The organism is Shimia isoporae, from assembly GCF_004346865.1.
In the GTDB taxonomy this organism is placed as follows: Bacteria; Pseudomonadota; Alphaproteobacteria; order Rhodobacterales; family Rhodobacteraceae; genus Shimia; species Shimia isoporae.
Window position 1 is genome coordinate 560494 of the sequence record NZ_SMGR01000002.1, and the last position, 24260, is coordinate 584753.

General features: G+C 57.9%; 25 protein-coding genes. 15 read left to right on the forward strand and 10 right to left on the reverse strand.

Going from position 1 to position 24260, the window contains the following annotated elements:
* Positions 1 to 33 precede the first annotated feature (33 nt).
* Positions 34 to 996 carry a GlxA family transcriptional regulator gene (locus BXY66_RS14190; protein ID WP_243694391.1) on the forward strand — a complete coding sequence of 321 codons (963 nt, stop codon included), beginning with the start codon at positions 34 to 36 and terminating at the stop codon, positions 994 to 996.
* A 3-nt stretch (positions 997 to 999) separates the two neighbouring features.
* Here the strand turns inward: BXY66_RS14190 and BXY66_RS14195 are convergent, their stop codons facing one another.
* Positions 1000 to 1995 (reverse strand): sterol desaturase family protein, encoded by a 996-nt coding sequence (locus BXY66_RS14195; protein ID WP_132860999.1) that lies wholly within the window; start codon positions 1993 to 1995, stop codon positions 1000 to 1002.
* Between the two features lie 34 nt (positions 1996 to 2029).
* Positions 2030 to 2785 (reverse strand): class II aldolase and adducin N-terminal domain-containing protein, encoded by a 756-nt coding sequence (locus tag BXY66_RS14200; protein ID WP_132861001.1) that lies wholly within the window; start codon positions 2783 to 2785, stop codon positions 2030 to 2032.
* A 311-nt stretch (positions 2786 to 3096) separates the two neighbouring features.
* On the opposite strand from BXY66_RS14200, the gene ade reads away from it, so the two are divergent.
* The 3 genes from ade (at position 3097) to BXY66_RS14215 (ending at position 6797) form a co-directional block, all read left to right on the forward strand.
* Positions 3097 to 4905 (forward strand): adenine deaminase, encoded by a 1809-nt coding sequence (gene ade, locus BXY66_RS14205; RefSeq protein WP_132861003.1) that lies wholly within the window; start codon positions 3097 to 3099, stop codon positions 4903 to 4905.
* Complete coding sequence (locus BXY66_RS14210; RefSeq protein ID WP_132861004.1) at positions 4902 to 6377, forward strand: AMP nucleosidase; 1476 nt, start codon at positions 4902 to 4904, stop codon at positions 6375 to 6377. Before ade ends, BXY66_RS14210 begins: the two co-directional genes overlap by 4 nt.
* A gap of 132 nt (positions 6378 to 6509) precedes the next feature.
* On the forward strand, positions 6510 to 6797 hold the full coding sequence (locus BXY66_RS14215; protein WP_132861006.1) for an HU family DNA-binding protein: 288 nt from the start codon (positions 6510 to 6512) through the stop codon (positions 6795 to 6797).
* 145 nt (positions 6798 to 6942) lie between these two features.
* On the opposite strand, the gene cysK is transcribed toward BXY66_RS14215, so the two are convergent.
* From cysK to BXY66_RS14230, 3 genes are all read right to left on the reverse strand, one after another.
* Entirely contained in the window at positions 6943 to 8010 is a 1068-nt protein-coding gene (cysK, locus tag BXY66_RS14220; protein ID WP_132861008.1) for a cysteine synthase A, read from the reverse strand.
* Between the two features lie 190 nt (positions 8011 to 8200).
* Positions 8201 to 8569 carry a VOC family protein gene (locus BXY66_RS14225; protein ID WP_132861010.1) on the reverse strand — a complete coding sequence of 123 codons (369 nt, stop codon included), beginning with the start codon at positions 8567 to 8569 and terminating at the stop codon, positions 8201 to 8203.
* Positions 8566 to 9222 carry a potassium channel family protein gene (locus BXY66_RS14230; protein ID WP_165929190.1) on the reverse strand — a complete coding sequence of 219 codons (657 nt, stop codon included), beginning with the start codon at positions 9220 to 9222 and terminating at the stop codon, positions 8566 to 8568. The genes BXY66_RS14225 and BXY66_RS14230 overlap by 4 nt, the downstream gene beginning before the upstream one ends.
* Positions 9223 to 9338: 116 nt before the next feature.
* Here BXY66_RS14230 and BXY66_RS14235 point away from each other — a divergent pair, with 116 nt between their 5' ends.
* From BXY66_RS14235 to BXY66_RS14280, 10 genes are all read left to right on the forward strand, one after another.
* The gene (locus tag BXY66_RS14235; protein ID WP_132861014.1) at positions 9339 to 10442 is read left to right on the forward strand and encodes an AI-2E family transporter; all 1104 of its coding nucleotides are present in this window, start codon (positions 9339 to 9341) and stop codon (positions 10440 to 10442) included.
* On the forward strand, positions 10442 to 11506 hold the full coding sequence (locus tag BXY66_RS14240) for an HlyD family secretion protein (protein ID WP_132861015.1): 1065 nt from the start codon (positions 10442 to 10444) through the stop codon (positions 11504 to 11506). The genes BXY66_RS14235 and BXY66_RS14240 overlap by 1 nt, the downstream gene beginning before the upstream one ends.
* Complete coding sequence (locus BXY66_RS14245) at positions 11496 to 12551, forward strand: DUF2955 domain-containing protein (RefSeq protein ID WP_132861017.1); 1056 nt, start codon at positions 11496 to 11498, stop codon at positions 12549 to 12551. The genes BXY66_RS14240 and BXY66_RS14245 overlap by 11 nt, the downstream gene beginning before the upstream one ends.
* A gap of 152 nt (positions 12552 to 12703) precedes the next feature.
* Positions 12704 to 13579, forward strand: a complete 876-nt coding sequence (locus BXY66_RS14250; protein ID WP_132861019.1) for a DMT family transporter — start codon at positions 12704 to 12706, stop codon at positions 13577 to 13579.
* A 57-nt stretch (positions 13580 to 13636) separates the two neighbouring features.
* Complete coding sequence (locus BXY66_RS14255) at positions 13637 to 14350, forward strand: cytochrome c biogenesis CcdA family protein (RefSeq protein ID WP_132861020.1); 714 nt, start codon at positions 13637 to 13639, stop codon at positions 14348 to 14350.
* A gap of 17 nt (positions 14351 to 14367) precedes the next feature.
* Complete coding sequence (locus BXY66_RS14260) at positions 14368 to 14775, forward strand: thioredoxin family protein (protein WP_132861022.1); 408 nt, start codon at positions 14368 to 14370, stop codon at positions 14773 to 14775.
* A 161-nt stretch (positions 14776 to 14936) separates the two neighbouring features.
* Positions 14937 to 15986: a GlxA family transcriptional regulator gene (locus BXY66_RS14265; protein ID WP_243694392.1), complete on the forward strand. Its 1050-nt coding sequence runs from the start codon at positions 14937 to 14939 to the stop codon at positions 15984 to 15986.
* An 85-nt stretch (positions 15987 to 16071) separates the two neighbouring features.
* Positions 16072 to 16524 carry a peptide-methionine (R)-S-oxide reductase MsrB gene (msrB, locus tag BXY66_RS14270; protein WP_132861024.1) on the forward strand — a complete coding sequence of 151 codons (453 nt, stop codon included), beginning with the start codon at positions 16072 to 16074 and terminating at the stop codon, positions 16522 to 16524.
* Entirely contained in the window at positions 16521 to 17027 is a 507-nt protein-coding gene (gene msrA, locus BXY66_RS14275) for a peptide-methionine (S)-S-oxide reductase MsrA (protein WP_132861026.1), read from the forward strand. Before msrB ends, msrA begins: the two co-directional genes overlap by 4 nt.
* A 105-nt stretch (positions 17028 to 17132) precedes the next feature.
* Complete coding sequence (locus BXY66_RS14280; RefSeq protein ID WP_132861028.1) at positions 17133 to 18671, forward strand: cryptochrome/photolyase family protein; 1539 nt, start codon at positions 17133 to 17135, stop codon at positions 18669 to 18671.
* On the opposite strand, the gene BXY66_RS14285 is transcribed toward BXY66_RS14280, so the two are convergent.
* From BXY66_RS14285 to BXY66_RS14305, 5 genes are all read right to left on the reverse strand, one after another.
* Positions 18668 to 20674: a hydantoinase/oxoprolinase N-terminal domain-containing protein gene (locus tag BXY66_RS14285; RefSeq protein WP_132861030.1), complete on the reverse strand. Its 2007-nt coding sequence runs from the start codon at positions 20672 to 20674 to the stop codon at positions 18668 to 18670. The genes BXY66_RS14280 and BXY66_RS14285 overlap by 4 nt on opposite strands.
* 52 nt (positions 20675 to 20726) lie before the next feature.
* The gene (gene queG / locus BXY66_RS14290; protein ID WP_132861032.1) at positions 20727 to 21785 is read right to left on the reverse strand and encodes a tRNA epoxyqueuosine(34) reductase QueG; all 1059 of its coding nucleotides are present in this window, start codon (positions 21783 to 21785) and stop codon (positions 20727 to 20729) included.
* Between the two features lie 27 nt (positions 21786 to 21812).
* A complete protein-coding gene (gene fzlA / locus BXY66_RS14295; protein WP_132861033.1) occupies positions 21813 to 22478 on the reverse strand; it encodes an FtsZ-binding protein FzlA in 666 nt (221 codons plus the stop codon).
* A 56-nt stretch (positions 22479 to 22534) separates the two neighbouring features.
* Complete coding sequence (mtgA, locus tag BXY66_RS14300; protein ID WP_132861035.1) at positions 22535 to 23251, reverse strand: monofunctional biosynthetic peptidoglycan transglycosylase; 717 nt, start codon at positions 23249 to 23251, stop codon at positions 22535 to 22537.
* A 65-nt stretch (positions 23252 to 23316) separates the two neighbouring features.
* A complete protein-coding gene (locus BXY66_RS14305) occupies positions 23317 to 23682 on the reverse strand; it encodes a DUF4189 domain-containing protein (protein ID WP_132861037.1) in 366 nt (121 codons plus the stop codon).
* Positions 23683 to 23837: 155 nt separating this feature from the next.
* On the opposite strand from BXY66_RS14305, the gene BXY66_RS14310 reads away from it, so the two are divergent.
* Positions 23838 to 24254: a DUF4345 domain-containing protein gene (locus BXY66_RS14310; protein ID WP_132861039.1), complete on the forward strand. Its 417-nt coding sequence runs from the start codon at positions 23838 to 23840 to the stop codon at positions 24252 to 24254.
* Positions 24255 to 24260 lie beyond the last annotated feature (6 nt).

A 24260-nucleotide genomic window follows, 5' to 3' on the forward strand; every position in this document is an offset into this window, starting at 1 on the left:
ACACAAAGCTCACCGCACTTGACCGCCAATATCATGCAGAATTATCCCTCTAGCATGCAGAATTGGGAAAAAACCTCCGCCGCACCGCAGCACATTGGCGTGCTTCTATTTGAGGGTTTCTCAAACCACTGCCTTGCCAACACAGTTGAGCCCATGCGCGCTGCCAACATGTTATCGGGCAAAACCCTGTATGACTGGTCGTTTCTATCGTTGGATGCCTCGGCGGTCCAAAGTTCCTCCGGCCTGCCCGTTGCTCCGCATGACCGGCTGGATGCCGCCCGCGGCGACATGCTGGTCGTTATGCCTTCGTACGGTTTTCGCGACCACGCCGGCTGGAGAACCCAGGCCGCGCTGCGCGCCGCAGCATCCCGCTTTCCAACCCTCTGCGCGATGGACACCGGCAGCTGGCTCTTTGCGGAGGCAGGGTTGCTCGACGGACACAAGGCAACGATCCACTGGGAAGAACTCACCAACTTTGCCGAACGCTTCCCTGATGTAGAAGCCGTGCGGGAGCGTTTTGTCATCGATAAAGACCGCCTGACCTGCTCCGGTGCCATGGCAGCGTTTGATCTGGTTCTGCATCTAATCGGGCAAACCCAAGGCCAAGCCCTCGCGCTAGAGGTCGCCCAACTATTCATGACCCGCGACAGCGCCCGCTCCCACTCCGGCGGTGCCACGCCAGCGGGTCGCATCGTAAACCGCGCGCTGGCCGTGATGCAGGAACATGTTGAAAACCCGCTTCCCATCCCGGAAATTGCACGCCGCGCCGGCGTTACCCAGAAAACCCTTGATGCACGGATGAAGGCCGAACTTGGTGCCTCGCCGACGACCGTCTACCGCCGTCAACGCCTGACACTTGCCCGCAAACTGATTTCGGACACGGATCTCTCGATCGCCGAAATCGCCTTGCGCTCTGGCTACATGGATCCCGCCGCAATGACGCGGGCTTTCAAGACAGCTTTCGGAACCACGCCGAGCCGAATCCGGCAGGGTTAGTCTCTATTTTGTATACATTTGCTTCTTGTGCGCACGTGTCCGCGCGGTGCCTTCCGCCGAGCCGTCATGAAAGGTCCCGAACCACTTGTCGAACGGAATTTCGGACGTGCCGTAGTTGCACTCGAAATACCGGTGATGCAGTTGGTGGAAAAAGTCGCCCGATTTGGCAAACTCCGCATCTTTGGCGATCAGCTTCTCGAACCCACAATGGGAAAATACCGGGCTGAGCTGCTGAAAATAGACATGAAACATCAGGTGAAGCGTGCCGGAAGGCACGATCAGATGCACGAAATACGTCGTGAAATAAAGCAAGTTCTCATACCAGTGGTTCGAAATTCCGGACCACGGACCAACATTGACGTTGCGATGGTGTACGGCATGCACGTGTTTGTAGAGTTTCGGATGGTGTTCAAGCCGATGGACCCAGTAAAAGTGTAGTCCCGACCACATCGGGATGAGCGCCAGCCAAGCAACAAAAAATACCGGCGTTTCGGCAAAAGTGATCACCGGCACCCAACCGTTGGCCATCACCCAGAAAATCAGACACTGGTATACGGTCGCCACCGTCATTGCACTGCCCAGCGTCCACCAAATGTTGTCCAAAACCTGATTGTTGAAGGTGAAAGTCCCGTTCTTTCGAGTCAGGTCGCGCTTGTCGAACTTCTTGCGCATGCCTTGACCCTTGCGCATGTAAAGCCACCAGTGCAGCCCGCCCGCAACCAAGGTCTGCGGCACCACATTCATGAGCCAGACGGTTCCGACCCAGCGCCAATGAAACATCTGCATCTGATCAAGCGGAGGCAACACAAATGCCCAGATCAGCACAGCCACCAGAAACGGAATCGTAAGAGCCGTCAGCATCAGCCACGCGCCGCGATACCAACGCAGGACCGCGACCGGGCGCGGCGGCCAGGAAAACAGCGGGTTCAATCCGACCGGCTCCGCAGGCCGGTAATGCCAGCGCTCGGCTTCGGGGTCATTGACGAAATCATGTGGCAATACGCAAACCTCCCGGGATCAGGTTCCAGCAGGCCTAGCTGGCATAATTGGATCCTTCGTCGTCCAGAATGGCCTTCAGCTCCGCCAGATGGCGCACATCCTGTTCCGGATATTCCTCAAGCTCTCGGGCAGTTTTTTCGGCGATGTCATCCGGCAGAACCCGCAACGGCTGTCCGGTTTGCAGGGCCCGTATGTAGGTTTCTGCGGCGCGCTCGAAGTAATACAGTCGGTTGAACGTATCCGCGACGCTGTCGCCAATCACCAAAACGCCGTGATTGCCCATAATCATGACCTTCTTTTTGGGATCGGTCAGCAATCCCGCACAGCGCTCGCCTTCATCCTCAAACGCCAAACCGCCATACCCGTCATCAATCACATACCGGTTGTAAAACGTCGCACAGTTCTGATCGATCGGCGGTAGGTTGCTGTCGGCAAGGCTCGCCAGCACGGTGGCGAAAATCGAATGCACATGCATTACGCATCGCGCATGCGGGCAATGGCGGTGAATCCCCCCGTGCAGACCCCATGCTGTCGGATCCGGCGCATCCGGTCCCGACAAGGTTTCGGGGTCATTGGCATCAAGCAGCAACAGATCGCTGGCCTTGATGCGCGAGAAATGCACTTGATTGCGGTTCATGAGGAACTGCGTGCCGACTTCGTTGACTGCGAGACTGAAATGATTGGCCACACCTTCGTGCCAGTTGAGCCGCTCGGCCCAGCGAAACGCTGCCGCCATATCCACGCGTTCCTGCCAGTGCTCCATATTGGGCCGCAACTCTGTGACACTCATGATCCCGTTCCTTCTGCTGTCAGCCCCAGATCACCACCGGCCGCAGGCTCCGGTCTATCCTCTTTGCGACGTCGCATTTGGCGCGGAGGCGCTCCCGCCATCTTCGATGCCTGACGGCATCTGCCAGATGTTGGGCCGGGCTCAGCTGCGCTGAGCCTTCGGGTATTTGAAACCAGAAAGAAGTCATAAATGGTGACAGGCCGGCGGGTCGGGCAATCGAGGTCAGTTTCAAAGCTCCATTGAAACTGTTTTTGCAAAAGCTTCATCGAAGCCGTGGTTGAACCTCGCCAAAACGCATGGCACCTTGGGCCATGGAACATAAGCATTTTCAGAGCTGGGCCGACGTGGCCCCACAACTGGTCGCAGTGGCTGCCGGACGCGCGCCCGCAGACCTCGTGATCCGCAAGGGGCGTTGGGTCAACGTCCACACCCGCGAAATTCTAGACAACCACGACATTGCCGTCGTAGCCGGCCGCATCGCCTATGTCGGACCGGATGCCGGCCATTGCACTGGCCCCGATACCGAAATCATCGAGGCGGAAGGTCGCTACATGATTCCCGGACTGTGCGACGGGCACATGCACATTGAGTCCGGTATGCTGACTCCGGCGGAGTTCGCCCGCGCGGTGATCGGTCACGGCACAACCACTATGTTCACCGACCCGCACGAGATTGCCAATGTCCTTGGGCTGGACGGGGTTCGGATGATGCACGACGAGGCGTTGTTGCAGCCGATCAATATCTTCACACAGATGCCGTCCTGTGCCCCGTCGGCACCCGGCCTTGAGACCACCGGTTATGAAATCGGACCTGACGACGTGAGCGCGGCAATGCAATGGCCCGGAATCATCGGGCTGGGCGAGATGATGAACTTTCCCGGTGTGATCAACGGCAGTCAGCAGATGTTGGCAGAGATCGCAGCAACGCAAAACGCGGGCAAAACGGTTGGCGGGCATTATGCCAGCCCTGACCTTGGCATCCCGTTCCATGCCTATGCTGCGGGCGGTCCGGCAGACGACCACGAAGGCACCTGCGAAGCCGACGCCATCGCCAGGGTGCGTCAGGGAATGCGCATGATGATGCGCCTCGGGTCGGCCTGGTATGACGTGGAAACCCAAATCACCGCGATCACCGAAAAGGGGCTGGATCCGCGCAACTTCATTTTGTGCACCGATGATTGTCATTCGGGCACGCTGGTCAACGACGGGCATATGAACCGCGTGGTACGTCATGCCATCGACTGTGGTTGCGATCCTGTCGTGGCGCTGCAAATGGCGACCATCAACACTGCCTCGCACTTCGGCCTCGAGCGGGATCTCGGCTCGATTGCTCCCGGCCGCCGCGCCGATGTGATCCTGACGTCGGACCTAAAAACCCTGCCGATCGAGCACGTCGTTGCCCGAGGCCGGACCGTTGCACAGGATGGTGAGGTACTCGTTGAGTGTCCCCACTATGACTGGCCCGACAGCGCGCGCCAGACGGTGAATATGGGCCGCGCGCGTACCGCTGCAGATTTTGAAGTCCGCGCCCCTGAAGGGGCCACCAATGTCACGGCCAATGTGATTGGTGTGATTGAAAACCAGGCTCCAACCAAGGCGCTTACGGCGGATCTCAGGGTCGAAAACGGTGTCGCTTGTGGGGACATAGAGACTGATGTGGCCCAAATCGCGCTGGTCGAGCGTCACCGGGCGACCGGCGGTGTGGTGAATGGGTTTGTGTCGGGCTTCGGCTACAAGGGACGCATGGCCATGGCCTCGACAGTGGCTCACGACAGCCACCACATGATCGTGGTCGGGACCGACCGCGAGATGATGGCCAAGGCTGCCAACCGGCTTGGGGACGTTGGCGGTGGTGTCACCGTTTTCAAGGACGGCGAGGAGATCGCGCTGGTCGAGTTGCCGATTGCGGGTCTGATGTCAGACGCCCCGGCGACAGAGGTCGCGGCCAAAGCCGAAAACATGGTGCAGGCGATGGAGGCTTGCGGATGCACGCTCAACAACGCTTATATGCAGCACTCGCTGTTGGCGCTGGTGGTGATCCCCGAACTTCGGATTTCTGACCTCGGCCTTGTGGATGTGACCCGTTTCGAAATGACTGATGTGATTAAGGCTGCCGAATGACTCCACAACAAATCCCCGTGCACTCCCCTGCCGTCCCAGGGCCGGAAGCATTTACAGACGCCGCCGCCGCCGTGGACCGGCTCGAAGAGCTTTACCGGATCGGCACCACTTATTTGTGCGACCAGTTCAGCCGCGCCCTGCGCAAGGGACCGGATGGCCACCGCATTCGCGCCTACTATCCCGAAATCCGCATTTCCACGACGTCGTTCGCGCAAGTGGACAGCCGCCTGAGCTACGGGCACGTGTCCGAACCGGGAGTGCATTCGGCAACAATCACGCGACCGGATCTCTTCAGAAACTACCTGCAACAACAAATCGGCTTACTGCTGGAGAACCACGGCGTTCCGGTGACCATAGGTGTTTCCGATACGCCGATTCCCGTGCACTTCGCAGTGGCCGCGCAAAGCGACATGACCGTGCCACAGGATGGCGCCGCGGAATTCACCCTGCGTGACATCTTTGATGTGCCGGATCTATCGACCACCAACGACGACATCGTCAACGGCATGTACAAATCCGCAGACGGCGTCGAACCTCTCGCACCGTTCACTGCACAGCGCATTGATTATTCTCTCGCGCGCCTCAGTCACTATACGGCCACTGATCCGGAACACTTCCAGAATCACGTGCTCTTTACGAACTACCAGTTCTACGTGACCGAGTTCGAAGCCTACGCCCGCGCCATGCTGGCCGATCCGAAATCCGGCTACACCAGCTTTGTCAGCACCGGCAATGTCGAGATCACCGATGCCGAAACCGCCATCGCACCGGTGGACAAGCAGCCCCAGATGCCGACTTACCACCTCAAACGGGCTGATGGCTCAGGCATCACGTTGGTCAATATCGGCGTCGGACCGTCCAATGCAAAAACCGCAACAGACCACATCGCCGTGCTGCGGCCTCATGCCTGGATCATGGTAGGCCACTGTGCCGGCCTGCGGAATTCGCAATCGCTTGGCGATTTTGTTCTGGCACACGCCTATCTGCGCGAAGATCACGTTCTGGACGACGATCTTCCCATCTGGGTTCCGATACCGGCGCTGGCCGAGGTACAGGTGGCGATGGAAGACGCAGTTGCAGAAGTCACCAAGCTTAAGGGGTACGACCTGAAACGCGTGATGCGTACCGGTACCGTGGCCACGATCGACAACCGCAATTGGGAACTGCGCGAACACACCGGACCGGTGCAGCGCCTGTCTCAATCCCGCGCCATTGCACTGGATATGGAAAGTGCCACGATCGCGGCAAACGGGTATCGGTTCCGCGTTCCCTACGGCACGCTCCTCTGTGTCAGCGACAAGCCGCTTCATGGCGAATTGAAGCTTCCAGGCATGGCCTCGGACTTCTATAAAACGCAGGTAGCCCGCCATCTGATGATTGGTATTCGGGCCATGGAGACCCTGCGAGAAATGCCGCTGGAACGGCTCCATTCGCGGAAATTGCGCTCTTTTGACGAGACCGCATTCCTCTGACCCTGCGGAAACTTGCCAAAAACCCCACTTTTTAGGGGTTTTTGGGCACACAATTTATTGTGTTCGCCTACCATATCCCGTTAAATGCCGGACACGAGGCCCAATACTCGGGCAGACCAATGGAGACCTGAAATGGCAAAACCGATGACCAAGACCCAACTCGTTGCCGCTCTGGCCGAAGAAATGGGTTCGGACAAGAAATCCGCCGGCGCAGCACTGGAAGCAGTTTGCGCCCTGATCACCCGCGAAGTTTCCGCAGGTGGCGCAGTGACCCTGCCCGGCGTTGGCAAAATCTACTGCCGTGAGCGCCCCGAGCGCATGGTGCGCAACCCTGCCACCGGCGAGCAGATCAAGAAAGACGCAGACAAGGTTGTGAAAATGACCATCGCCAAAGCGCTGAAAGACAGCGTAAACGGCTGATCGCGTCGATCACTGATTTACGGAAAGGGTCGCTTCGGGCGGCCCTTTTTGTTTGGAACAACCTGTGCTGCGAAGCGTGTTTTCCGACCGGATGGAAAGGCGCGGCCCGGGACCTGTCAGTCTGATCCGGGCCGACGCATTGGCATCACAGTTGCGCGCTGGGCGTAGACCGCGAGATTTCCAATTCCGCGTCATCCATCTCTTCACCAATGCCATCAAACAAAGGTGTCGACAGATAGCGCTCGCCGGTGTCTGGAAGCATCACGAGGATGTTGCTGCCTTTCGGCGCTTTTTCCGCCACTTGCATCGCTGTCGCAAAGGTCGCCCCTGCGGAGATGCCGGTGAAAATGCCCTCTTCTGCTGCAAGGCGGCGCGACCAGGCAATCCCGTCAGCCCCCGGAACCGTGAGCAATTCGTCATAGAACCCCTGATCCAGCGCTTCCTGCAGAACCCATGGAATGAAATCCGGCGTCCAGCCCTGAATCGGGTGCGGCTCAAAGTTCGGATGGCTTTCGGTTGCTTGATGGTCGTCATTGCGGGTGTTCACGTAGCCGGAACCGATAAGCGCGGCATTCGCGGGTTCGCTCAGGATAATTTTGGTGTCAGGGCTTTCCTTGCGCAGTACGCGACCAACGCCGCTCACCGTGCCGCCCGTGCCATACCCGCTGACAAAGTAGTCCAACGTTTCGCCCTCAAAATCCGCCAGAATTTCGCGGGCGGTGGTGGCCTGGTGGATATCCGCGTTGTCTGCGGTCTCGAACTGACTCGCAAGGAACCATCCGTTGGCCTCAGCTAACTCCTTGGCCTTGGTATACATGCCAAATCCTTTTTGCCCTTTGGGGGTCAGAACCACCTTCGCGCCAAGGAAGCGCATCAGACGGCGACGCTCCACGGAAAAGGCCTCCGACATGGTAATCACCAGCGGATACCCTTTCGCGGCACAAACCATTGCCAGCCCGATGCCCGTATTGCCGGATGTCGCCTCGACAACGGTTTGGCCGGGTTTTAACCGCCCGTCACGTTCGGCAGCCTCGATGATATTCAGCGCCAAACGGTCCTTCACCGACCCTGCGGGGTTGAATGCCTCGAATTTCACAAAGACGTTCACATGCTCCGGCGCAATCCGGTTGATACGGACCACCGGCGTGTCGCCTACGGTTTCCAGAATACTGTCATAGCGCTGGCCACGCCCTTTGGTTTCACGAATGCTCATGGTTTATCACCTTGCTGATTTGCAACTGTTCTTGGTCAAAAACATAAACCCTGCTGCGCCCCGCAAAAGACGTCGACAGGCAAATAGGACCGCCATCGCGCACCACATCAGGAATCAGAAACGCAGTCCGCAATTGCCACACCAACCCTAAACCGGATTGGCGCTTTTTCTGAAATTCAAAACCGACGTTTCAAAGAAAGCACTGAACTTCGATCAGATACCCGTTCGGATCCTGCACAAAGAAAGAGTAAATCCCGAACCGTTCCATTTTTTCCGGTGGGCCCTGCGCCACCACGCCAGCCGCCTCAAGCCTTGCAAACCAGGTATCCACAGAGGCCTCCCCGTCAACCAACAGGGTGATCATGCCGCCTTTCGGTTCCACCACGCGGTCCGCGAACACTTCGCAGACTCCGATCCGCGCGCCGTCACCGGTTGCGAAAATCATGGCCGTTCCGGCATCGCGCACCACATCAAGGCCCAGTGCATCCCGATAAAAAGACACGCAGGGCGCAAGCTTCTTTGTATAGACCCAACTGATCTGACCTGTGACGGCACTCACTTCAGTCGTCCGACGATCCGCCCGATGAAGATCGCGACGAACATGGTGCCGACAATCGCCTGCATTCCTGTCAGAATGCGCGGCAGGCTCGCCGCAGGGGTTATTTCCCCATAGCCCACCGTCGTCATTGTGATCATCGAGAAATAGACAAACGGCGCGCGCTGAGAGCCTACATCCTCCGGCAAGTTAAAGCTTCCCGGGTTCATGATCTCGATCCGCCAATAGATCAGCCCCCAAAGCATCGCCATCAAAAGGTAGCCGAATATGCCGCTCGACAGTCGCTCATATTCGGAATGCACTGGCGTGAACAATTGCCGGAAACTGATGATCATCGACCCAAACAGCAAAATAGCAGCCAGACCCGAAAGACTTCCGTCAACTTTCACGTCGAGAAACTCGCTCATCGAAATCAAAATAAACCAGGCAATCACAGGGACCGCCATCACAAGGCGCAATGCCGTGTTGCGTTCGGTGGCCCCCACCACGCCCAGAAACAGAAAGCTCAGCCCCCAAAGCGCAACCTGATCGGCAATTTCCACGCGATCGTCGAACCCGTCCATCAGGATTAGGGCAGCCAGCACACCAAGCAGGATCGACCAGCGATGTGTCCGGAAAAAGCCGTCCGGTACCGGCACTTCATTCACTTCATTCATTTTTTTGTCCTCAAATTCCGTCAGCTTGTGCAAAGATGCTCCCATAACAAACGCGTGAGCCAAATTATTGGGTTCAAGCGTAAGCCGAATTGAATTGATTAGGGAAGGACTTTGACATGAGCGGGATGGACGAACGGCGCTTGATCGATCTGGGTATCAGATTGCTGTTTCTGGCAGTTTTTGCGTACGCCGCCTTCACGATCATCATGCCCCTGTCGGGCATTGTGGTCTGGGCAATAATCCTCGCGGTGGCCATTTACCCGGTCTTCGACTGGCTTCAGGTCAAACTCGGCGGCCGTCGTGGCTGGGCCTCTACCATCATCACTCTGCTTGGTCTGGTTCTTACAATCGGCCCACTCTGGGCATCGATCGGCCAACTTGCCGAATCACTCAACAGCTTCTCGGACAAACTGCACAGCGGCACACTCAAGCTGCCACCTCCGCCCGAGGGTCTTGACGAGATTGCACTGGTCGGACCCAAGGCTGCGGAAATCTGGTCCCTGTTCAACACCAACCTCGATCTGGCCTTCCAACGCTATGGTTCGGTCATCCTCGAATTCGCAGGCTCGGTCGGCGGCGCTGTGGCCGGCATCGGCTTCCAGCTCCTCGCCATGGCGCTCTCCGTCATCGTCATGGGCATGATGCTCTCGCCCGGACCAAAGCTTGGCGAAATGCTGCAATCCTTTGGCAACCGTGTCTTTGCACCTAAAGGCGGCGAGTTTGTTGAAATGGCTGCTGCGACCGTACGCAACGTATCCCGAGGCGTTTTGGGCGTCGCTGCCCTGCAAGCGGCTCTGATGGGCGTCGTCATGAAAGTCTTCGGTATTGAAACCGCCGGCATGCTGGCGGTGATTGTCCTGATCCTCGGCATCATTCAGGTCGGCCCCACCATCGTTGTGATCCCACTGGTGATCTGGGCATGGGGGTCTATGGGCACCGGCGCTGCGCTGTTGTTCACAGTCATCATGATCCCGCTCATGCTGATGGACAATTTCCTGCGCCCGATCTTCATCGCCAAAGGCCTTAACACTCCGATCCTCGTGATCCTCGTGGGCGTGATCGGCGGCGTTCTCTCCGGTGGCCTCATCGGCATCTTCGTCGGCCCGGTCATCCTTTCGGTATTCTACGAACTCTTCGTTGCATGGATGAACGCGGACATCGCGGAGGAAGTTGAAGCCGACGCTGAAGCGCTCAACGCTGCTAAGAATGGAGACGCCTGATGAAACGAGCCTTTTGGTCCACTCTTGGCATTCTGCTGGTTATCGTGGCGTGGTATCTCGCGGCGGACCGCAACACGCCTTTCACGTCGAACGCGCGCGTCAAGGCAATCATCACGCCGATCACGCCGCAGGTCAGTGGCACGGTTGTGGAAATCAACGCCGGAAATGGCGAAATCGTCGAAGCGGGGGATGTCATCGCCCGCATCGACTCCCGCCAGTTCGAAATCCAGAAACGCAGCGCAGAAGCCGATCTTGAACGCGCCACACAGGACGTCGGCGCTGATTCCGCAGACGTTAGCAGCGCTCAGGCGCGCGTGACCCGCGCGGAAACCGATCTGGAAACGGAACGGTTGCAGTCGGCCCGTGTCTTTGATCTTGAAAAGAAAGGCCTGATCGCGATCGCCAATGCCGATGAGTCGCGCCGGCGCCTCGCCGATGCAGAAGCGGAACTGGAACAGGCGCAGGCTAATCTGGAAAGCGAAAAGCAGGCCCTTGGCAGTACCGGTCAGGACAACCCTCGCATCCAGGCAGCATTGGCAAAACTGGCGGACGCCGAACTCAAGCTCAGCTGGACAGAACTGGAAGCGCCCGCGCGTGGCGTCCTCTCTGATCTGGACATTGCGGAGGGCAACTATGCCCGCTCCGGCCAAAGCCTGATGACTTTTGTCGACAGCACGAACATCTGGATCGAAGCCTATATGACCGAGAACAATCTCGGGAACATCAAGATCGGCGATCCGGTGGACATCGTTCTGGACATGCATCCCGGCCGCATCTGGAAAGGCGAAGTCGCCAGCCTGAGCCCGGCAAGCTCGGACGGCACATCCACCAAACCCGGTGAACCGACCGCGATCCCGCGCGTTTCCGGCTGGCTACGCGACCCCCAAAGGTTTGCGCTGCGCATCATCATACCGGAATTCACCAAGGGCGACGAAAACGACGAAATCCGCTTCAACATGAACGGGCAGGCCGACGTGATCGTCTACACAGGAGAAAACTTCTTTCTTAACACCGTAGGACGCATCTACATCAAGATCGTCTCGTGGTTCTCCTATGCCTACTGAGCCGAACAATCGTGGCATAAGGCTGGCCGTCGGGGTCGCGGTGCACTTTGCATTGGCGATTCTGATCGGCTGGCCATTGTCCACAATCTGCACCGTTTTTGTGGTGCTGTTCCTTCAGGCCCCGGGCCCCATGCCAGGCGTGGCAATCCGGACACTCTTTCAACAGGCGGTCGTCTTTCTCGCGGCAAGCTGGCTGATCTCCTCCGCGCTTTCACCTTATCCGGTGGCGTTCCTTCTGGCGCTGGCACTCGCCGTTGCCACCTGTTTCTACTGGTCAACGACAGGGGCAGGCGTACTGTCCGTCGTTCTGGCGCTAATGGCCGCATTGATGCTGCCAACTCTGGTTATGACTTCTCAGGAACTGGCTCTGGTCCTTGTGATCTGGTTGCCACTCAATCTTTTTCTCGCGTGGTTGTGGACCGTCTTTATGTTCTACGTCTACCCACCCACAGCAGCAGGCATTGCCGCGGCCAAGAAACCCGATGGACCGGAACTTGATCCGAACCGCCTCGTTCTGCGCATGTCCCTCGTAACCATTCCGTTCGCGATCTATTTCTATCTGATCGGCTCCGCGGCTCTCGTGACTCTGCTCTTTGTCGCAATTCTGTCCCAACAGCTCGCCGCGGCCACGGCCGCAGGTCCAACCGTTGCCAAGACCATGCTAAAGGCCAACTTCTTTGGCGGGTTGGCGGCGATTGCCTGTTACGAAATCACTGTAATTGCGCCGATGCTGATCGTGGCCATGTTCGCATTCGGCACAGCCGCCTTCCTACTGGCGGGTTGGCTGGTGTCCGACAGGGCAGACGCCTCTATGGCTGGCTCGGCCCTGACAACGACCGTTATCCTCTTTGGCGGATCCATCGCCCCGTTCGGAGATGACGCCGACGTAAAAATGATCGACCGTCTCGTTCAGATCGGCAATGCGCTGATCTTTGTCCTGATCGCCTATATCGTCGTAGACGCCTTTTTCCCACTTCGGGAAAAAGATGCCCCCAAAACCCAAAGAAGAGGCCTGCGCTCATTACTGCGTCGCACCCAAGGATAAACACAGCCCGCACGGATTGACACCGACGCAATACCGACGGGTTGCCGACACGCAAAACCGCGTCATCTCAATACTTTACCCGAGACCGGTTGTCACCGCCCCCGCGATCCGCTTAGATCGCTCCGAATGGGACCATCGCCGGGGCTGGGAAAATGGATTTACGCGCAATCGGCATGGGGCTGCTCTTTGCCTTCATTTGGTCTTCGGCCTTCACTTCTGCCCGCATCATCGTCGCTGACGCACCGCCGCTCGCCATTTCGTCGATCCGCTTCGCTATTGCGGGAATGATCGGTGTCGCCATCGCCCGCGCACTAGGCCAGTCGTGGCACCTGACACCAGCCCAATGGCGCGCGACACTGATTTTTGGCTTGTGCCAGAACGCCCTGTATCTGGGTCTGAACTTCACCGCCATGACCACAGTTGAGGCCTCTCTCGCCTCTATCATCGCATCCACCATGCCGCTGATCGTCGCCTTTCTTGGCTGGGCCGCCATGGGAGAAAAACTCACCGCTCTGGCGGCCATCGGATTGATCGTCGGCTTTGCCGGCGTGATCCTCATTATGGGCGGCCGAATGGATCAGGGGGTGGACATGTTCGGCGTGTTGCTTTGCGTCATCGGCGCACTCGCGCTGGCCATTGCGACCCTGACGGTGCGCAACGCTTCGTCCGGCGGAAACGTCATGATGATTGTCGGTCTTCAGATGTTTGTCGGCGCAATAGTGCTCTTCTTCGCCTCACTGGTTTTCGAGACCTGGGAGTTCAACTGGACCCCGAAAATGCTCACAGCGCTGACCTACACAATATTTGCCCCCGGCCTGTTTGCCACATGGATCTGGTTTGCACTCGTGGCCCGAATTGGCGCCGTCAAAGCGGCCACGTTCCACTTCCTAAACCCGTTCTTCGGGGTTGCGATCGCCGCAGCAATCCTTGGAGAACGCCTTGCAATGACTGATATAATTGGTGTCGCAATAATTGCCGCAGGTATCCTCGCGGTGCAGCTTTCGAAACAATCGCACACGTCCAAGTGAAGCCGCGTCAGCGGTGTTTGACATGACAAAAGCCGAATGTGTTGGCACAACCAACACATGGAATTTGTCTTTGCATACGGCGCCGGTCTACTGACCCTGATCAACCCCTGCGTTGTTCCGGTCCTGCCGATCGTTCTCGCCACCGCACTCAACGCCAGCCGGCACGGACCAGCCGCACTCGCCCTTGGCATGAGCCTCAGCTTTGTTGTGCTCGGCATGGCCGTAACCGTGTTTGGCCACGCCATCGGCCTCACGCCGGAAACGTTGGCCAAAGGGGGCGCAGTGTTGATGATGGCGTTCGGAGCGATCCTTCTGGTCCCCCAGTTTTCCGTTGCCTTCTCGACCGCTACAGCAGGTGTCGCCGCCAGAGCGGACGGTACGCTCGACGCTGTGGACCGTTCGACGCTTCAAGGTCAGTTTCTGGGTGGCCTTCTGCTCGGCGCAGTTTGGTCGCCCTGCATCGGCCCAACTCTGGGTGGCGCGATTTCTCTGGCCAGCCAAGGTGAAAGCCTCGGCAAAGCCTCTCTCATCATGGTTTTCTTCGCGCTTGGCGTCTCCACGCTGATCCTCGGCCTCGGCTATGGTGCGCGCTCCGCCCTGCAAAGCCGTCAGGCTATGATGCGCCACATTGCAGCCAAATCCCGCCCCGTCATGGGTGCGGTTTTCCTCGCCACAGGCCTCGCCCTGTTTTTCAACGTCCACCACGCGATCGAATACTGGCTTGTCAGCATCCTGCCTGACTGGCTGATCGATCTTTCCGTCTCCCTCTGAGCCAACAGGAGCTTCACATGGATCGCCGTACCTTTTTTGCCACCGCCGTCGCTGCGCTGACCTTGCCCGCGTTCGCACAGGCCACCACCAATTACACCCCGGGTCTGGTCAAGAAACATCTCGCCGCCGGCGACACCGTGTTTCTGGTATTCGGCACTGAATGGTGCAGCACCTGCGCCGCCCAAGACCGGGCCATCAACGCCTTATTGCAGTCCAACCCCGAATACGACGCAAAGGTCAAATTCATTCACGTGGACTACGATCAGTACGGCCAATCCGAACTGGCCCGTGAACTGAAAATCCCACGCCGCTCGACGCTTGTGGTTCTGAAAGGTGATGAGGAACTCGGTCGAATCGTTGCAGGAACATCGAAGGAGCAAATCAAGGCTCTGATGGACACGGCGCTGTCTGCATCTGTGGCCTGAAGGCCTTTGGACCTGTCCGAGGTGCGACGAGGCGCCTCGGATTGATATCCAATATGTATCCATAGGCACAGCCTATGCAACACATTGGTTTTTTGCAGGATCAAATCCTTGCACTGCCCCGCTACGCTGGATCTCTCATCGTGCTTCATGGGACCCGCGTCATGACCCAAGCCCTCGACATGTCTCGCAGCAAGGCCACACCCGTCGGCAAGGACAGACCACGCCGCTTCGTGTTCCTTCTGCTCGGAGAATTTTCTCAGATCAGCTTTTCATGTGCGCTCGAAGCGCTGCGTATGGCCAACGGTTTTGGCGACCGCAAACACTTCGAATGGCGCGTCCTGTCGTGTGATGGTGAACCTGTCAAAGCAAGCAACGGACTCGGGCAAATGGTTGACGGCGGCCTTGAGGAGCTCGACCGGCAAGACACACTGATCGTCTGCGGCGGCGACAACATAGCGACCCACACAACGCCGCAGGCCTTGAACTGGATACGCCGCGAGGCACGCCGCGGCGTGCGTGTTGGCTCCGTTGCCAGCGCCACCTACACGCTCGCCTTGGCCGGTCTTCTGAAGGGCAAACAAGCGACGGTACATTGGGATTTTCACAATGCCATGGCCGAAGTCTTTCCGGGTATCGATCTGTTGGATCGGGTCTTTGCCATCGACGGACAACACTTCACCTGCGCTGGTGGAGCAGCGTCGATGGACCTGATGCTCTATCTGATAGAACGCGACCACGGGCGTGACCTGGCCAACCACGTGGCCGAGAAAATGGTCTATTCCGCCCCCCGCAGCCCGCATCACAACCAGCGCCTGTCGCTACAACTCCGCGCAGGGAAACGCAGCTCCAAGCTCTCCGATGCAGTCGAAATCATGAATGCCAATATCGAAGCGCCTCTCACCCCGACAGAAGTTGCCACCGCCGTTGGTCTGAGCTCCCGCCAGCTTGAACGGCTGTTCCGGAAACATCTCGGCACCACACCCAAAACCCACTACACCGGCCTGCGCCTTCGCAAAGCCCGCGACTTGATGTTCCAGACCGATATGAAGCTCTCCGAAATCTGCTTCGCCTGCGGTTTCAACAGCCAAACGCATTTTTCCAAAGCCTACCGCGCCGTCTTTGGTGTAAGCCCTTCGCGCGATGATGGCCGCTTTGAACCTGCTTCGCTCAAGGTCCGCAACGCGCCGTCCGAAGCGATCACTATGGCTTGACCGTCCCGCGATAACTCTTTTCAAAAGGGGCTCAGGTCCCATATCCCAAGACGGGAAGGCACTTGGTGCCTGAAAGGAGACGCGCATGACCAAATACTTCAAAGACCCTGATGTGGTCGCCACTCTGACCGACGAACAGTTCTGGGTCACACAAGAGAGCGGAACCGAGCGTCCTGGCTCTGGACGCCTGCTCTACAACAAGGAACCGGGTATCTACGTTGACGTCGTTTCCGGCGAGCCGCTCTTTGCAAGCTCGGACAAATATGAATCAGGCTGCGGTTGGCCGAGTTTCACGAAACCGATCGAAACCGCCCACGTCACCGAGCATCACGACAGCACCCACGGCATGATCCGCACGGAAGTACGCTCCAAACATGGCGACAGCCATCTCGGTCACGTATTTCCCGACGGTCCGCAGGACCGCGGCGGATTGCGTTACTGCATCAACTCCGCCTCATTGCGGTTCGTGCACCGCGCCGATATGGAGGCCGAGGGCTATGGTGCCTATCTCGATCAAGTAGAGGATATCGACCAATGAGCGAACGCGCAGTACTCGCAGGCGGATGTTTTTGGGGTATGCAGGATTTGATCCGCAAAATGGACGGGGTCATCTCAACACGTGTCGGCTATACGGGCGGGGATGTCCCGGATGCGACTTACAAGAACCATGGCACCCATGCCGAGGGTATCGAAATCACCTTTGATCCTTCTCGCATAACCTATCGCAAACTGCTGGAGTTTTTCTTCCAGATCCATGATCCGACAACGCCGAACCGTCAGGGCAATGATCTTGGTATGTCCTACCGTTCCGCAATCTACTACGTGGATGAGGCCCAGAAAGCTTGCGCAATCGACACGATTGCAGACGTAGATGCATCCGGCCTTTGGCCGGGTAAAGTTGTGACAGAAGTGGAACCGGTTGGTGATTTCTGGGAAGCAGAAGACTTCCATCAGGACTATCTTGAAAAGAACCCCAACGGCTACACGTGCCACTTTGCACGCCCCGACTGGGTTTTGCCCAAACGCGATGTAACGGCCTGAATTGGGACCGAAACTCAAAAGCGCCGGTCCCGTTGGGTCGGCGCTGGCTTTTCTTGAGCTCGGATAACGGATAATCCGCTCGCCAGCGGGCTCCGTAAACCCTGCATGAACAGCCACATACGCCTGATCCTCGGCGACCAACTCACCCACAGCTTATCCAGCCTGCGCGACGCAGTTCCGGCGTCCGACATCATTCTCATGGCTGAAGTCCGGACCGAGGCAACATACGTGAAGCATCACAAGAAAAAGATCGCGCTGATCTTTTCCGCGATGCGTCATTTCGCAGAGGAGTTGCGCGCGCGCGGCTTCACTGTGCGCTACACCCGATATGACGACCCCGAGAACGCCGGCAGCCTGCTGTCCGAACTTCGGCGAATGATCACTCCGGACACAAAGACGGTGACAGTTACCGAAGCCGCCGAATTTCGCTTGCTTGCCGAGATGCACAATTGGCAAGACACGCTTGGTATCCCCGTTCGCATTCTTTCCGACGACCGCTTCCTGGCCACACCTCAGGAATTTGCCACTTGGGCCAATGGGCGCAAACAACTCCGAATGGAGTTTTTTTACCGCGAAATGCGCCGCAAGCTCGGCATTCTCATGGAAGGCAACGACCCCGTCGGCGGACAGTGGAACTTCGACGCCGAAAACAGAAAACCGCCCAAGAGTGGCTTACTTATCCCCGCACCATTTGAAACAGCGCCCGACGCGCTGACCCGCGATGTTCTGGAACTTGTCGAGTCCAGCTTCCCGGATCATTTCGGTGACCTTCTGCCTTTTCATTTCGCCACCACCCGCACCGATGCACTTGCTGTTTTGGATCATTTCATCACCCTTCGCCTTCCGCACTTCGGCACTTATCAGGATGCCATGATCGCCGATGATCCGTGGATGTTTCACAGTCACATCAGTTTCTACCTCAACATCGGCCTGCTCACTCCTCTGGAGTGCATCCGCGCAGCAGAACGCGCATATTCTGACAACGAAGCCCCATTGAACGCGGTCGAAGGCTTCATCCGCCAGATTCTGGGATGGCGGGAGTTTGTACGTGGCCTCTATTGGTTCCGAATGCCCGACTACGCCAATGACAACGCCCTCGGTGCCACACGTGCGCTGCCACCGATGTTCTGGACCGGACAAACACAGATGAACTGCCTGTCCCAGAGCTTTGGCCAGACCATCGAATGGGCCTATGCGCACCACATCCAGCGCCTGATGGTCATCGGAAACTTCGCCCTTCTCGCGGGTCTGTCTCCGGACGAGGTCAACGAATGGTTCCTCATCGTCTATGCCGATGCTTTCGAATGGGTCGAATTGCCAAACGTCACCGGCATGATCCTTTTTGCCGATGGCGGTGTTCTGGCGTCAAAGCCCTATGCCGCCAGCGGAGCCTATATCAATCGCATGTCCAACTACTGCTCTGGCTGCCGTTACAAGGTGTCGGTCAAAAACGGTCCGGAGGCCTGCCCTTTCAACTACCTCTATTGGAACTTTCTCGACCAGCACCAATCAAACCTCGGAAAAAATCCCCGCCTCGGGATGCCCTACCGAAACCTTGCCCGCATGTCCGACGAAAAACTTGACGCTGTTCGCATCGATTCAGCCCGCTTTCTGAAACAACTGGACGCAGGCGATCTCGTCTAGCCCTCCGCGACGCGCGGACGTCCCGAAGCTTCAACCGTAATCGTTGCTTCAATGAAAACTTCGCGCGCTTCAGCCTTGGCGCGTTTTATGTCCCTTTCTGTGCGCACACGAATACCCTGCGCTCCAGCAGCTTCGGCATCAACTCTCGCGACTGCCTCCAGGTGCGTTTCCAGCCTTATTAGAGCCTGTTTTTCGTCAAGAAAGTCTTCCGGACCATCATCAAGGTGCACGCGAAACTTCCCCTCGCTGGGGGAGGTCACGGTCCCTGATCGCCGGATTGTCACTCGCCCGACAACTGCTCCAATCGCGTTCGCCACACCGCCGTGCTCGGGCAATTTCATCACGCATCCCATGCGCTCAGCCACGGCCGGATAGTAACTCGCGGCTGATGCCCCAAGCCCGATGACCGCGCTGGCAAGCCCGGTCTCAAGCCGGATCAATCCGCGATGCCCTCCATTTAGTCCCCGTAACATCAGAATGTGCCGCGCGAGCTGATCTGGCGGTAGGTCAAAACCCATGTCTTCTTCTGCAAAAGCAGTCTCTAACAAAGCCAAACCGGTCTGATGCGTAAGCTGATCAATGATCATTTGCGCCAGACCAGCCGCCTCTGTCGCAAGCATTACACCGGCTCCGGTCCGGCGACGCCCAAACAAGCGCAACGCCTTTTCGGCGGCTCCCCGATCCCAAACCGAAACGCGGTCCAAGACATGCGACGCATCTGAGGGAGTCACGCCGGAAACCTGCACAAGCCCGCGTTCCACCAGCCGGCGCAAAGCCTTGATTTCGATCCGGCTGCGCAACACATCACCGAGCGGCATCACACCCTCGATACGCTGGAAAACACCGGTTTCGCGATCCGACAGACCGACAGGCGCAGCGCCTTGCACCAAACGCACAAAACGACCGTCATGTTCTCCGGGGACTGCTCGCAAAAGCTGCGCATCCAGAGCCGCGTGAACCCCTTCGGGATCGTCAAGCGCCACCAGCGACACGGGCACCAGGCGTTTGGGTCCGAGTGTCACGCCACCCTGCAACCCCTCGGCGACGAAATGCACCTCGCTGTCCCCGCCAAGGCCAAAAGTTCTCATTGCAACGGCTTCGACCATCGTGCGAAACGGCCCGACCTGCGCGCCATCCGGATCAATTGCCGGACGCCCGCTGCGCAAAACTGCGACATCGGTTGTGGTGCCACCGATGTCGCTGACAAGCGCATCATCCGCCTTTGTCAGCCACCGCGCACCGACAATCGACGCCGCAGGTCCACTCAGAATGGTTTCGATCGGACGCTCCCGCGCAAACTGCGCTGAAATCAAAGCCCCGTCGCCGCGCACCACCATAAGAGGTGCGGTCACGCCCAACTCTCCGAGGCGCGTTTCCGCCCGTGATATCAGCCGGTCGATCATCCCGATCAAACGCGCATTGAGCACAGCAGTCAGCGCCCGCTTTGGCCCGTTCAGTTTCGCCGACAAATGATGTGAGGCACTCACCGGACGTCCTGTAAGTTCGGTCACCAAAGCCGTCGCCCGTTGTTCATGCGCCGGATTGCGCGTCGCAAACTGCGCTGCCACTGCAAAGCCGCTCACTTCGGCTCCATGGTCTGCCAACCAGTCGCTCAAACGGACCTCATCCAGCGGGGCCTTCTCACCGCCCGCATGATCATGGCCTCCTTCAAGCACCACCACCGGATCGCCCGCGAGTGCTTCGGCCAAGCCGTGCTTTTCAAGGTCTGCCTCACGGAATCCGATCAGGATCAATCCAACCCGCTCGCCCTGCCCCTCTACAAGCGCGTTTGTCGCCAGCGTCGTGGACAAGGACGCAAGCGTGACCTCGGCGGGATCAACATCAGCCTGCGTCAAAACCGCGGACACTGCCGCGCCTATGCCCTCGGCCAGATCGTGGCGCGTCGTCAGCGCCTTTGCGCTGGCAATCACGTCCTCCTCATCCCGGATCAGCACCGCGTCTGTATACGTTCCGCCAGTATCAACGCCCAAAGACAGGCTCATGTCGCCTCAACCCTTCCTATTCGCCTAAATCCGGATAGCGCTGCAAAAATCTCTATGCCAGCCCGTTTGCGACGTCTTCGAGGCGCGAAACCGCCCACTGCGCCGCGTCCCGAACAACGTCGTCTGGATCATCACAAAGCGCCAAAGCAGTCTCTAACAAGGCCTGATCACCTGAGTTTCCGATCGCATACAGCACATTTCGAACAAACCGGTTCCGTCCGATGCGTTTGATCGGCGAGCCGGAGAAATGAAGGCGAAATCCGGCATCATCTAGAGTTGCGAGTTCGGCCAAACGCGGCGCTTTCAACTCGTCACGCGCATGGTACTTAACCTCGCGCGCCTCTTGCGCAAACTTGTTCCAGGGACACACTCCAAGACAGTCATCACAACCATAGATTCTGTTGCCCATCAATTTGCGCAGGTCTTCTTCCACCGGACCGTGATGTTCTATTGTGAGATAAGAAATACAGCGACGCGCGTCGATCTGATGAGGGGCTGGAAATGCATTTGTTGGACAGGCATCCAGACAAGCCCGACAAGAACCGCAATGATCGATTTCGGCCGGATCAGTCTCTAATTCCACCGTTGTGAACACGGATCCAATGAAAAACCACGACCCAAGATCACGGCTTACGAGATTGGTGTGTTTGCCTTGCCATCCGAGGCCTGCTGCCTGCCCCAAGGGCTTTTCAGGCACCGGTGCGGTATCAACAAAGACCTTCACTTGAGTGTCGTCCCCGGTCTGGGCAATCAGCCAACGCGCCAATCGCTTTAGCCGCTTCTTGACTGTGTCGTGATAGTCCTTGTTTTGCGCATATACGGAAATCGCTCCCCGGTCTGGCTTCCGGTGCACAGCCAGCGGATCATGTTCCGGCGTATAACTTTCGCCCAACACGATTACGGACCGCGCTTCGGGCCAAAGAACAGCAGGATCGGAACGCCAGTGGGTACGTTCCGCCAGCCATCCCATAGTGCCGTGATAATCCTTGTCCAGAAAGCCAGCCAGTCCGGCAGCGACCTGAGGCACCGCATCCGGCCTGCAGATCCGGGCCATGTCAAATCCGATGGCCTTCGCCTCGGCCACAAGACGTGTCTTGAGGTCGTCTGTCACGACGACACCCTCACGCTTGTCACGCGATCAAAAGTCCAGGTCTGCATAATGCGCGGGCGGCGGGAATCCCGGCACCTGATCCGCCAGAATGGCGCGGAAGGCGGGCCGCGATTTGATCGTCGCATACCAGTCTTTGACCACTTCTGACCGGTTCCAGTCCACGTCGGAAATGTAGTCCAGCGCCGACAGATGAGCAGCGGCGGCGAAATCAGCCATAGTCATGACATCGCCACCCAACCAACGCCGGTGGTCCAGAAGCCACGCCATATAATCAAGGTGGTATTTGATCGCCTTGGCCCCTGCCTTAACATTTGTACTGTCGGGATATCCGGTGCCCATCAGCTTCTTGTTGACCCGCTCATACAAAAGCTTGGACGTCACTTCGTGATGGAACTTGTCATCAAACCACGCCACCAACCGTCGTACTTCGTATCGGCCATCCGCGTCCCGTGGCATAAGCGCAGGTTCGGGGTACTTCTCGTCCAGATATTCACAAATGGCGTTGCTATCTGCCATCATCTTGCCGTCCATTTTCAGGATCGGCACTTTGGCAGCAGGATTGCGGCGTAAAAAATCGGGATCCTGCTCCCAATACCGCTCCTCGACCAACTCCACCTCCAACCGTTTCTCCGCCATGCAAAGACGCACTTTTCGGCAGAATGGGGACAACGGTACATGGAACAGTCGATTCATCGCAACTTCACTTGATTTGGGTGTTTTGCCTTCAATGCCCCGACCTTACGGGGTTTTCAATCCGCAAAACAAGCATCGCGCGGCTCTCCGCGTATGGTTTCAGCACCATCCATGATCGCTGCGGACCGCCGCCGCAACCTCGCGGTCGGCTGGCTGGCCGAGCGGGCCTTGGGATTTGGCAGCACAGCCGCAAGGCGCGCCGCCTGCACAGCAGTTAAATCTTCCGGACCAACGCCGAAGTAGTGCCGCGCCGCGGCCTCAATACCAAAGACGCCTTCGTCAAACTCGGCCACGTTGAGATAGACCTCGAGAATGCGCCGCTTGGACCAGGCAATCTCCACCAAGGGTGTGAGCAAGGCCTCAATGGCCTTGCGTATATAACTCCGCCCTTGCCACAGATAGACGTTCTTCACCGTTTGTTGGGTCAGGGTCGATGCGCCTCGTGCACCACCCTCTTCGATTGCCTCGCGGATCGCTGCAACGTCGAAACCCCAGTGCAGACAGAAATTCGCATCTTCCGCCGCCACAACCGACCGCGCCATCACGGGTGCAATTTGCTCAATCGGCATCCACTGATGATCTATTTTCCCGAGTCGGCGCTTTTCCTCGAACATCGTCCATGTCATCGGCGGATTGACCACGGCGAAGAAAACAACAGCAAACAGCACAAACGATACAGTCCAGATCGCCACCCGTCGCACCCAGTACCGGACCTTGAGCCAACGTTTGCGCAGCCAGCCCGGCTCCTGTTTCTTCTTCTTTTTCTTTGCCATTGGCGCCCGCGCTCACTCTCCCCAAACGGAGTAAAGCTTCGCACCCCTCCTCGCAAGTCTCGCGCTTATCGCGAGCAGGCCCAGACACGCACCCGACATCCGCCACCGTGATCTTCGCAATAGCCGATTGACGTTTCCTCGGCAGCGTCACGCGTGTTGGCCCAGCCAAACCCCCAGTTGCCCTCGCTGCCTTCCGACAACGCACCGCAGGTGTTGTAAAACGTCTGGACGACATCGCAATTCCCGCCGCACTCGGATTGCACCACGTTTCTGGCTTCCCGCTCTGAATACTGGCTGTGAGAATATCCCCAGGCTCCGTTCGGTCCGATCCCGACCGCGCCCCAACAATAGTCCAATCCACACTCGCCTGCGGCAGATGCACCCGCCGCCAGAACGCCTCCGATCAGTGTCATCGCTTTGATCCAACGCATAAAACCATCCTCCAATCCCGCTTTTGATTATGAGAGGTCTCGGGGCTTTTCCAAAGAGGAATGTGGGCGAACGCTGCATCCATCCGAGGGTGACAGTGCAAAAAGCAGGCGTTAACCATTGGCCAGAACCCATTTAACCGCACACAGGACAACCTATGAAATCGACACTCCTTCTTCGTGGCCTGATCGCCCTGATCGGCTTTGCCATTGCTTTCCTCGGGCTCGATGTTGTCTTCGGAGGAATCCGAACTCTGGGCTGGATGGGCCCCACTGACTTCGTAGAAGTGGTAAACCCGACTGACTTCGCTGTGCAGGACAACCACGTTCGCTTCCTCGGTGGCGTCTTCAGCGGCATCGGTCTGCTGTTTGTGCTGGGCGCGGTGGCGTTTTCGCGGATGCGCACGGCGATCATGGTACTTTGCGCACTGGTGTTCATCGGTGGCCTGTCACGCTTCACAACACCGGACTTTGGCACCTTGTTCAACATGGCAGTATTGCCGTCCCTGCTCGCAGAACTGATCCTGTTTCCGCTTGTTGGTTTCTGGGTCTACAAAGCCGGAAAATCGCAGTAGGGCGAA

What these genes read in the sequence shown, in the direction of transcription:
- BXY66_RS14190 (WP_243694391.1), top strand. Translation starts at nt 34, where the DNA reads ATGCAGAATTATCCCTCTAGCATGCAGAATTGGGAAAAAACCTCCGCC.
- BXY66_RS14200 (WP_132861001.1), bottom strand. Translation starts at nt 2,785, where the DNA reads ATGAGTGTCACAGAGTTGCGGCCCAATATGGAGCACTGGCAGGAACGC.
- ade (WP_132861003.1), top strand. Translation starts at nt 3,097, where the DNA reads ATGGAACATAAGCATTTTCAGAGCTGGGCCGACGTGGCCCCACAACTG.
- BXY66_RS14210 (WP_132861004.1), top strand. Translation starts at nt 4,902, where the DNA reads ATGACTCCACAACAAATCCCCGTGCACTCCCCTGCCGTCCCAGGGCCG.
- BXY66_RS14215 (WP_132861006.1), top strand. Translation starts at nt 6,510, where the DNA reads ATGGCAAAACCGATGACCAAGACCCAACTCGTTGCCGCTCTGGCCGAA.
- cysK (WP_132861008.1), bottom strand. Translation starts at nt 8,010, where the DNA reads ATGAGCATTCGTGAAACCAAAGGGCGTGGCCAGCGCTATGACAGTATT.
- BXY66_RS14230 (WP_165929190.1), bottom strand. Translation starts at nt 9,222, where the DNA reads ATGAATGAAGTGAATGAAGTGCCGGTACCGGACGGCTTTTTCCGGACA.
- BXY66_RS14235 (WP_132861014.1), top strand. Translation starts at nt 9,339, where the DNA reads ATGAGCGGGATGGACGAACGGCGCTTGATCGATCTGGGTATCAGATTG.
- BXY66_RS14240 (WP_132861015.1), top strand. Translation starts at nt 10,442, where the DNA reads ATGAAACGAGCCTTTTGGTCCACTCTTGGCATTCTGCTGGTTATCGTG.
- BXY66_RS14245 (WP_132861017.1), top strand. Translation starts at nt 11,496, where the DNA reads ATGCCTACTGAGCCGAACAATCGTGGCATAAGGCTGGCCGTCGGGGTC.
- BXY66_RS14250 (WP_132861019.1), top strand. Translation starts at nt 12,704, where the DNA reads ATGGATTTACGCGCAATCGGCATGGGGCTGCTCTTTGCCTTCATTTGG.
- BXY66_RS14255 (WP_132861020.1), top strand. Translation starts at nt 13,637, where the DNA reads ATGGAATTTGTCTTTGCATACGGCGCCGGTCTACTGACCCTGATCAAC.
- BXY66_RS14260 (WP_132861022.1), top strand. Translation starts at nt 14,368, where the DNA reads ATGGATCGCCGTACCTTTTTTGCCACCGCCGTCGCTGCGCTGACCTTG.
- BXY66_RS14265 (WP_243694392.1), top strand. Translation starts at nt 14,937, where the DNA reads ATGACCCAAGCCCTCGACATGTCTCGCAGCAAGGCCACACCCGTCGGC.
- msrB (WP_132861024.1), top strand. Translation starts at nt 16,072, where the DNA reads ATGACCAAATACTTCAAAGACCCTGATGTGGTCGCCACTCTGACCGAC.
- msrA (WP_132861026.1), top strand. Translation starts at nt 16,521, where the DNA reads ATGAGCGAACGCGCAGTACTCGCAGGCGGATGTTTTTGGGGTATGCAG.
- BXY66_RS14280 (WP_132861028.1), top strand. Translation starts at nt 17,133, where the DNA reads ATGAACAGCCACATACGCCTGATCCTCGGCGACCAACTCACCCACAGC.
- BXY66_RS14285 (WP_132861030.1), bottom strand. Translation starts at nt 20,674, where the DNA reads ATGAGCCTGTCTTTGGGCGTTGATACTGGCGGAACGTATACAGACGCG.
- fzlA (WP_132861033.1), bottom strand. Translation starts at nt 22,478, where the DNA reads ATGAATCGACTGTTCCATGTACCGTTGTCCCCATTCTGCCGAAAAGTG.
- mtgA (WP_132861035.1), bottom strand. Translation starts at nt 23,251, where the DNA reads ATGGCAAAGAAAAAGAAGAAGAAACAGGAGCCGGGCTGGCTGCGCAAA.
- BXY66_RS14305 (WP_132861037.1), bottom strand. Translation starts at nt 23,682, where the DNA reads ATGCGTTGGATCAAAGCGATGACACTGATCGGAGGCGTTCTGGCGGCG.
- BXY66_RS14310 (WP_132861039.1), top strand. Translation starts at nt 23,838, where the DNA reads ATGAAATCGACACTCCTTCTTCGTGGCCTGATCGCCCTGATCGGCTTT.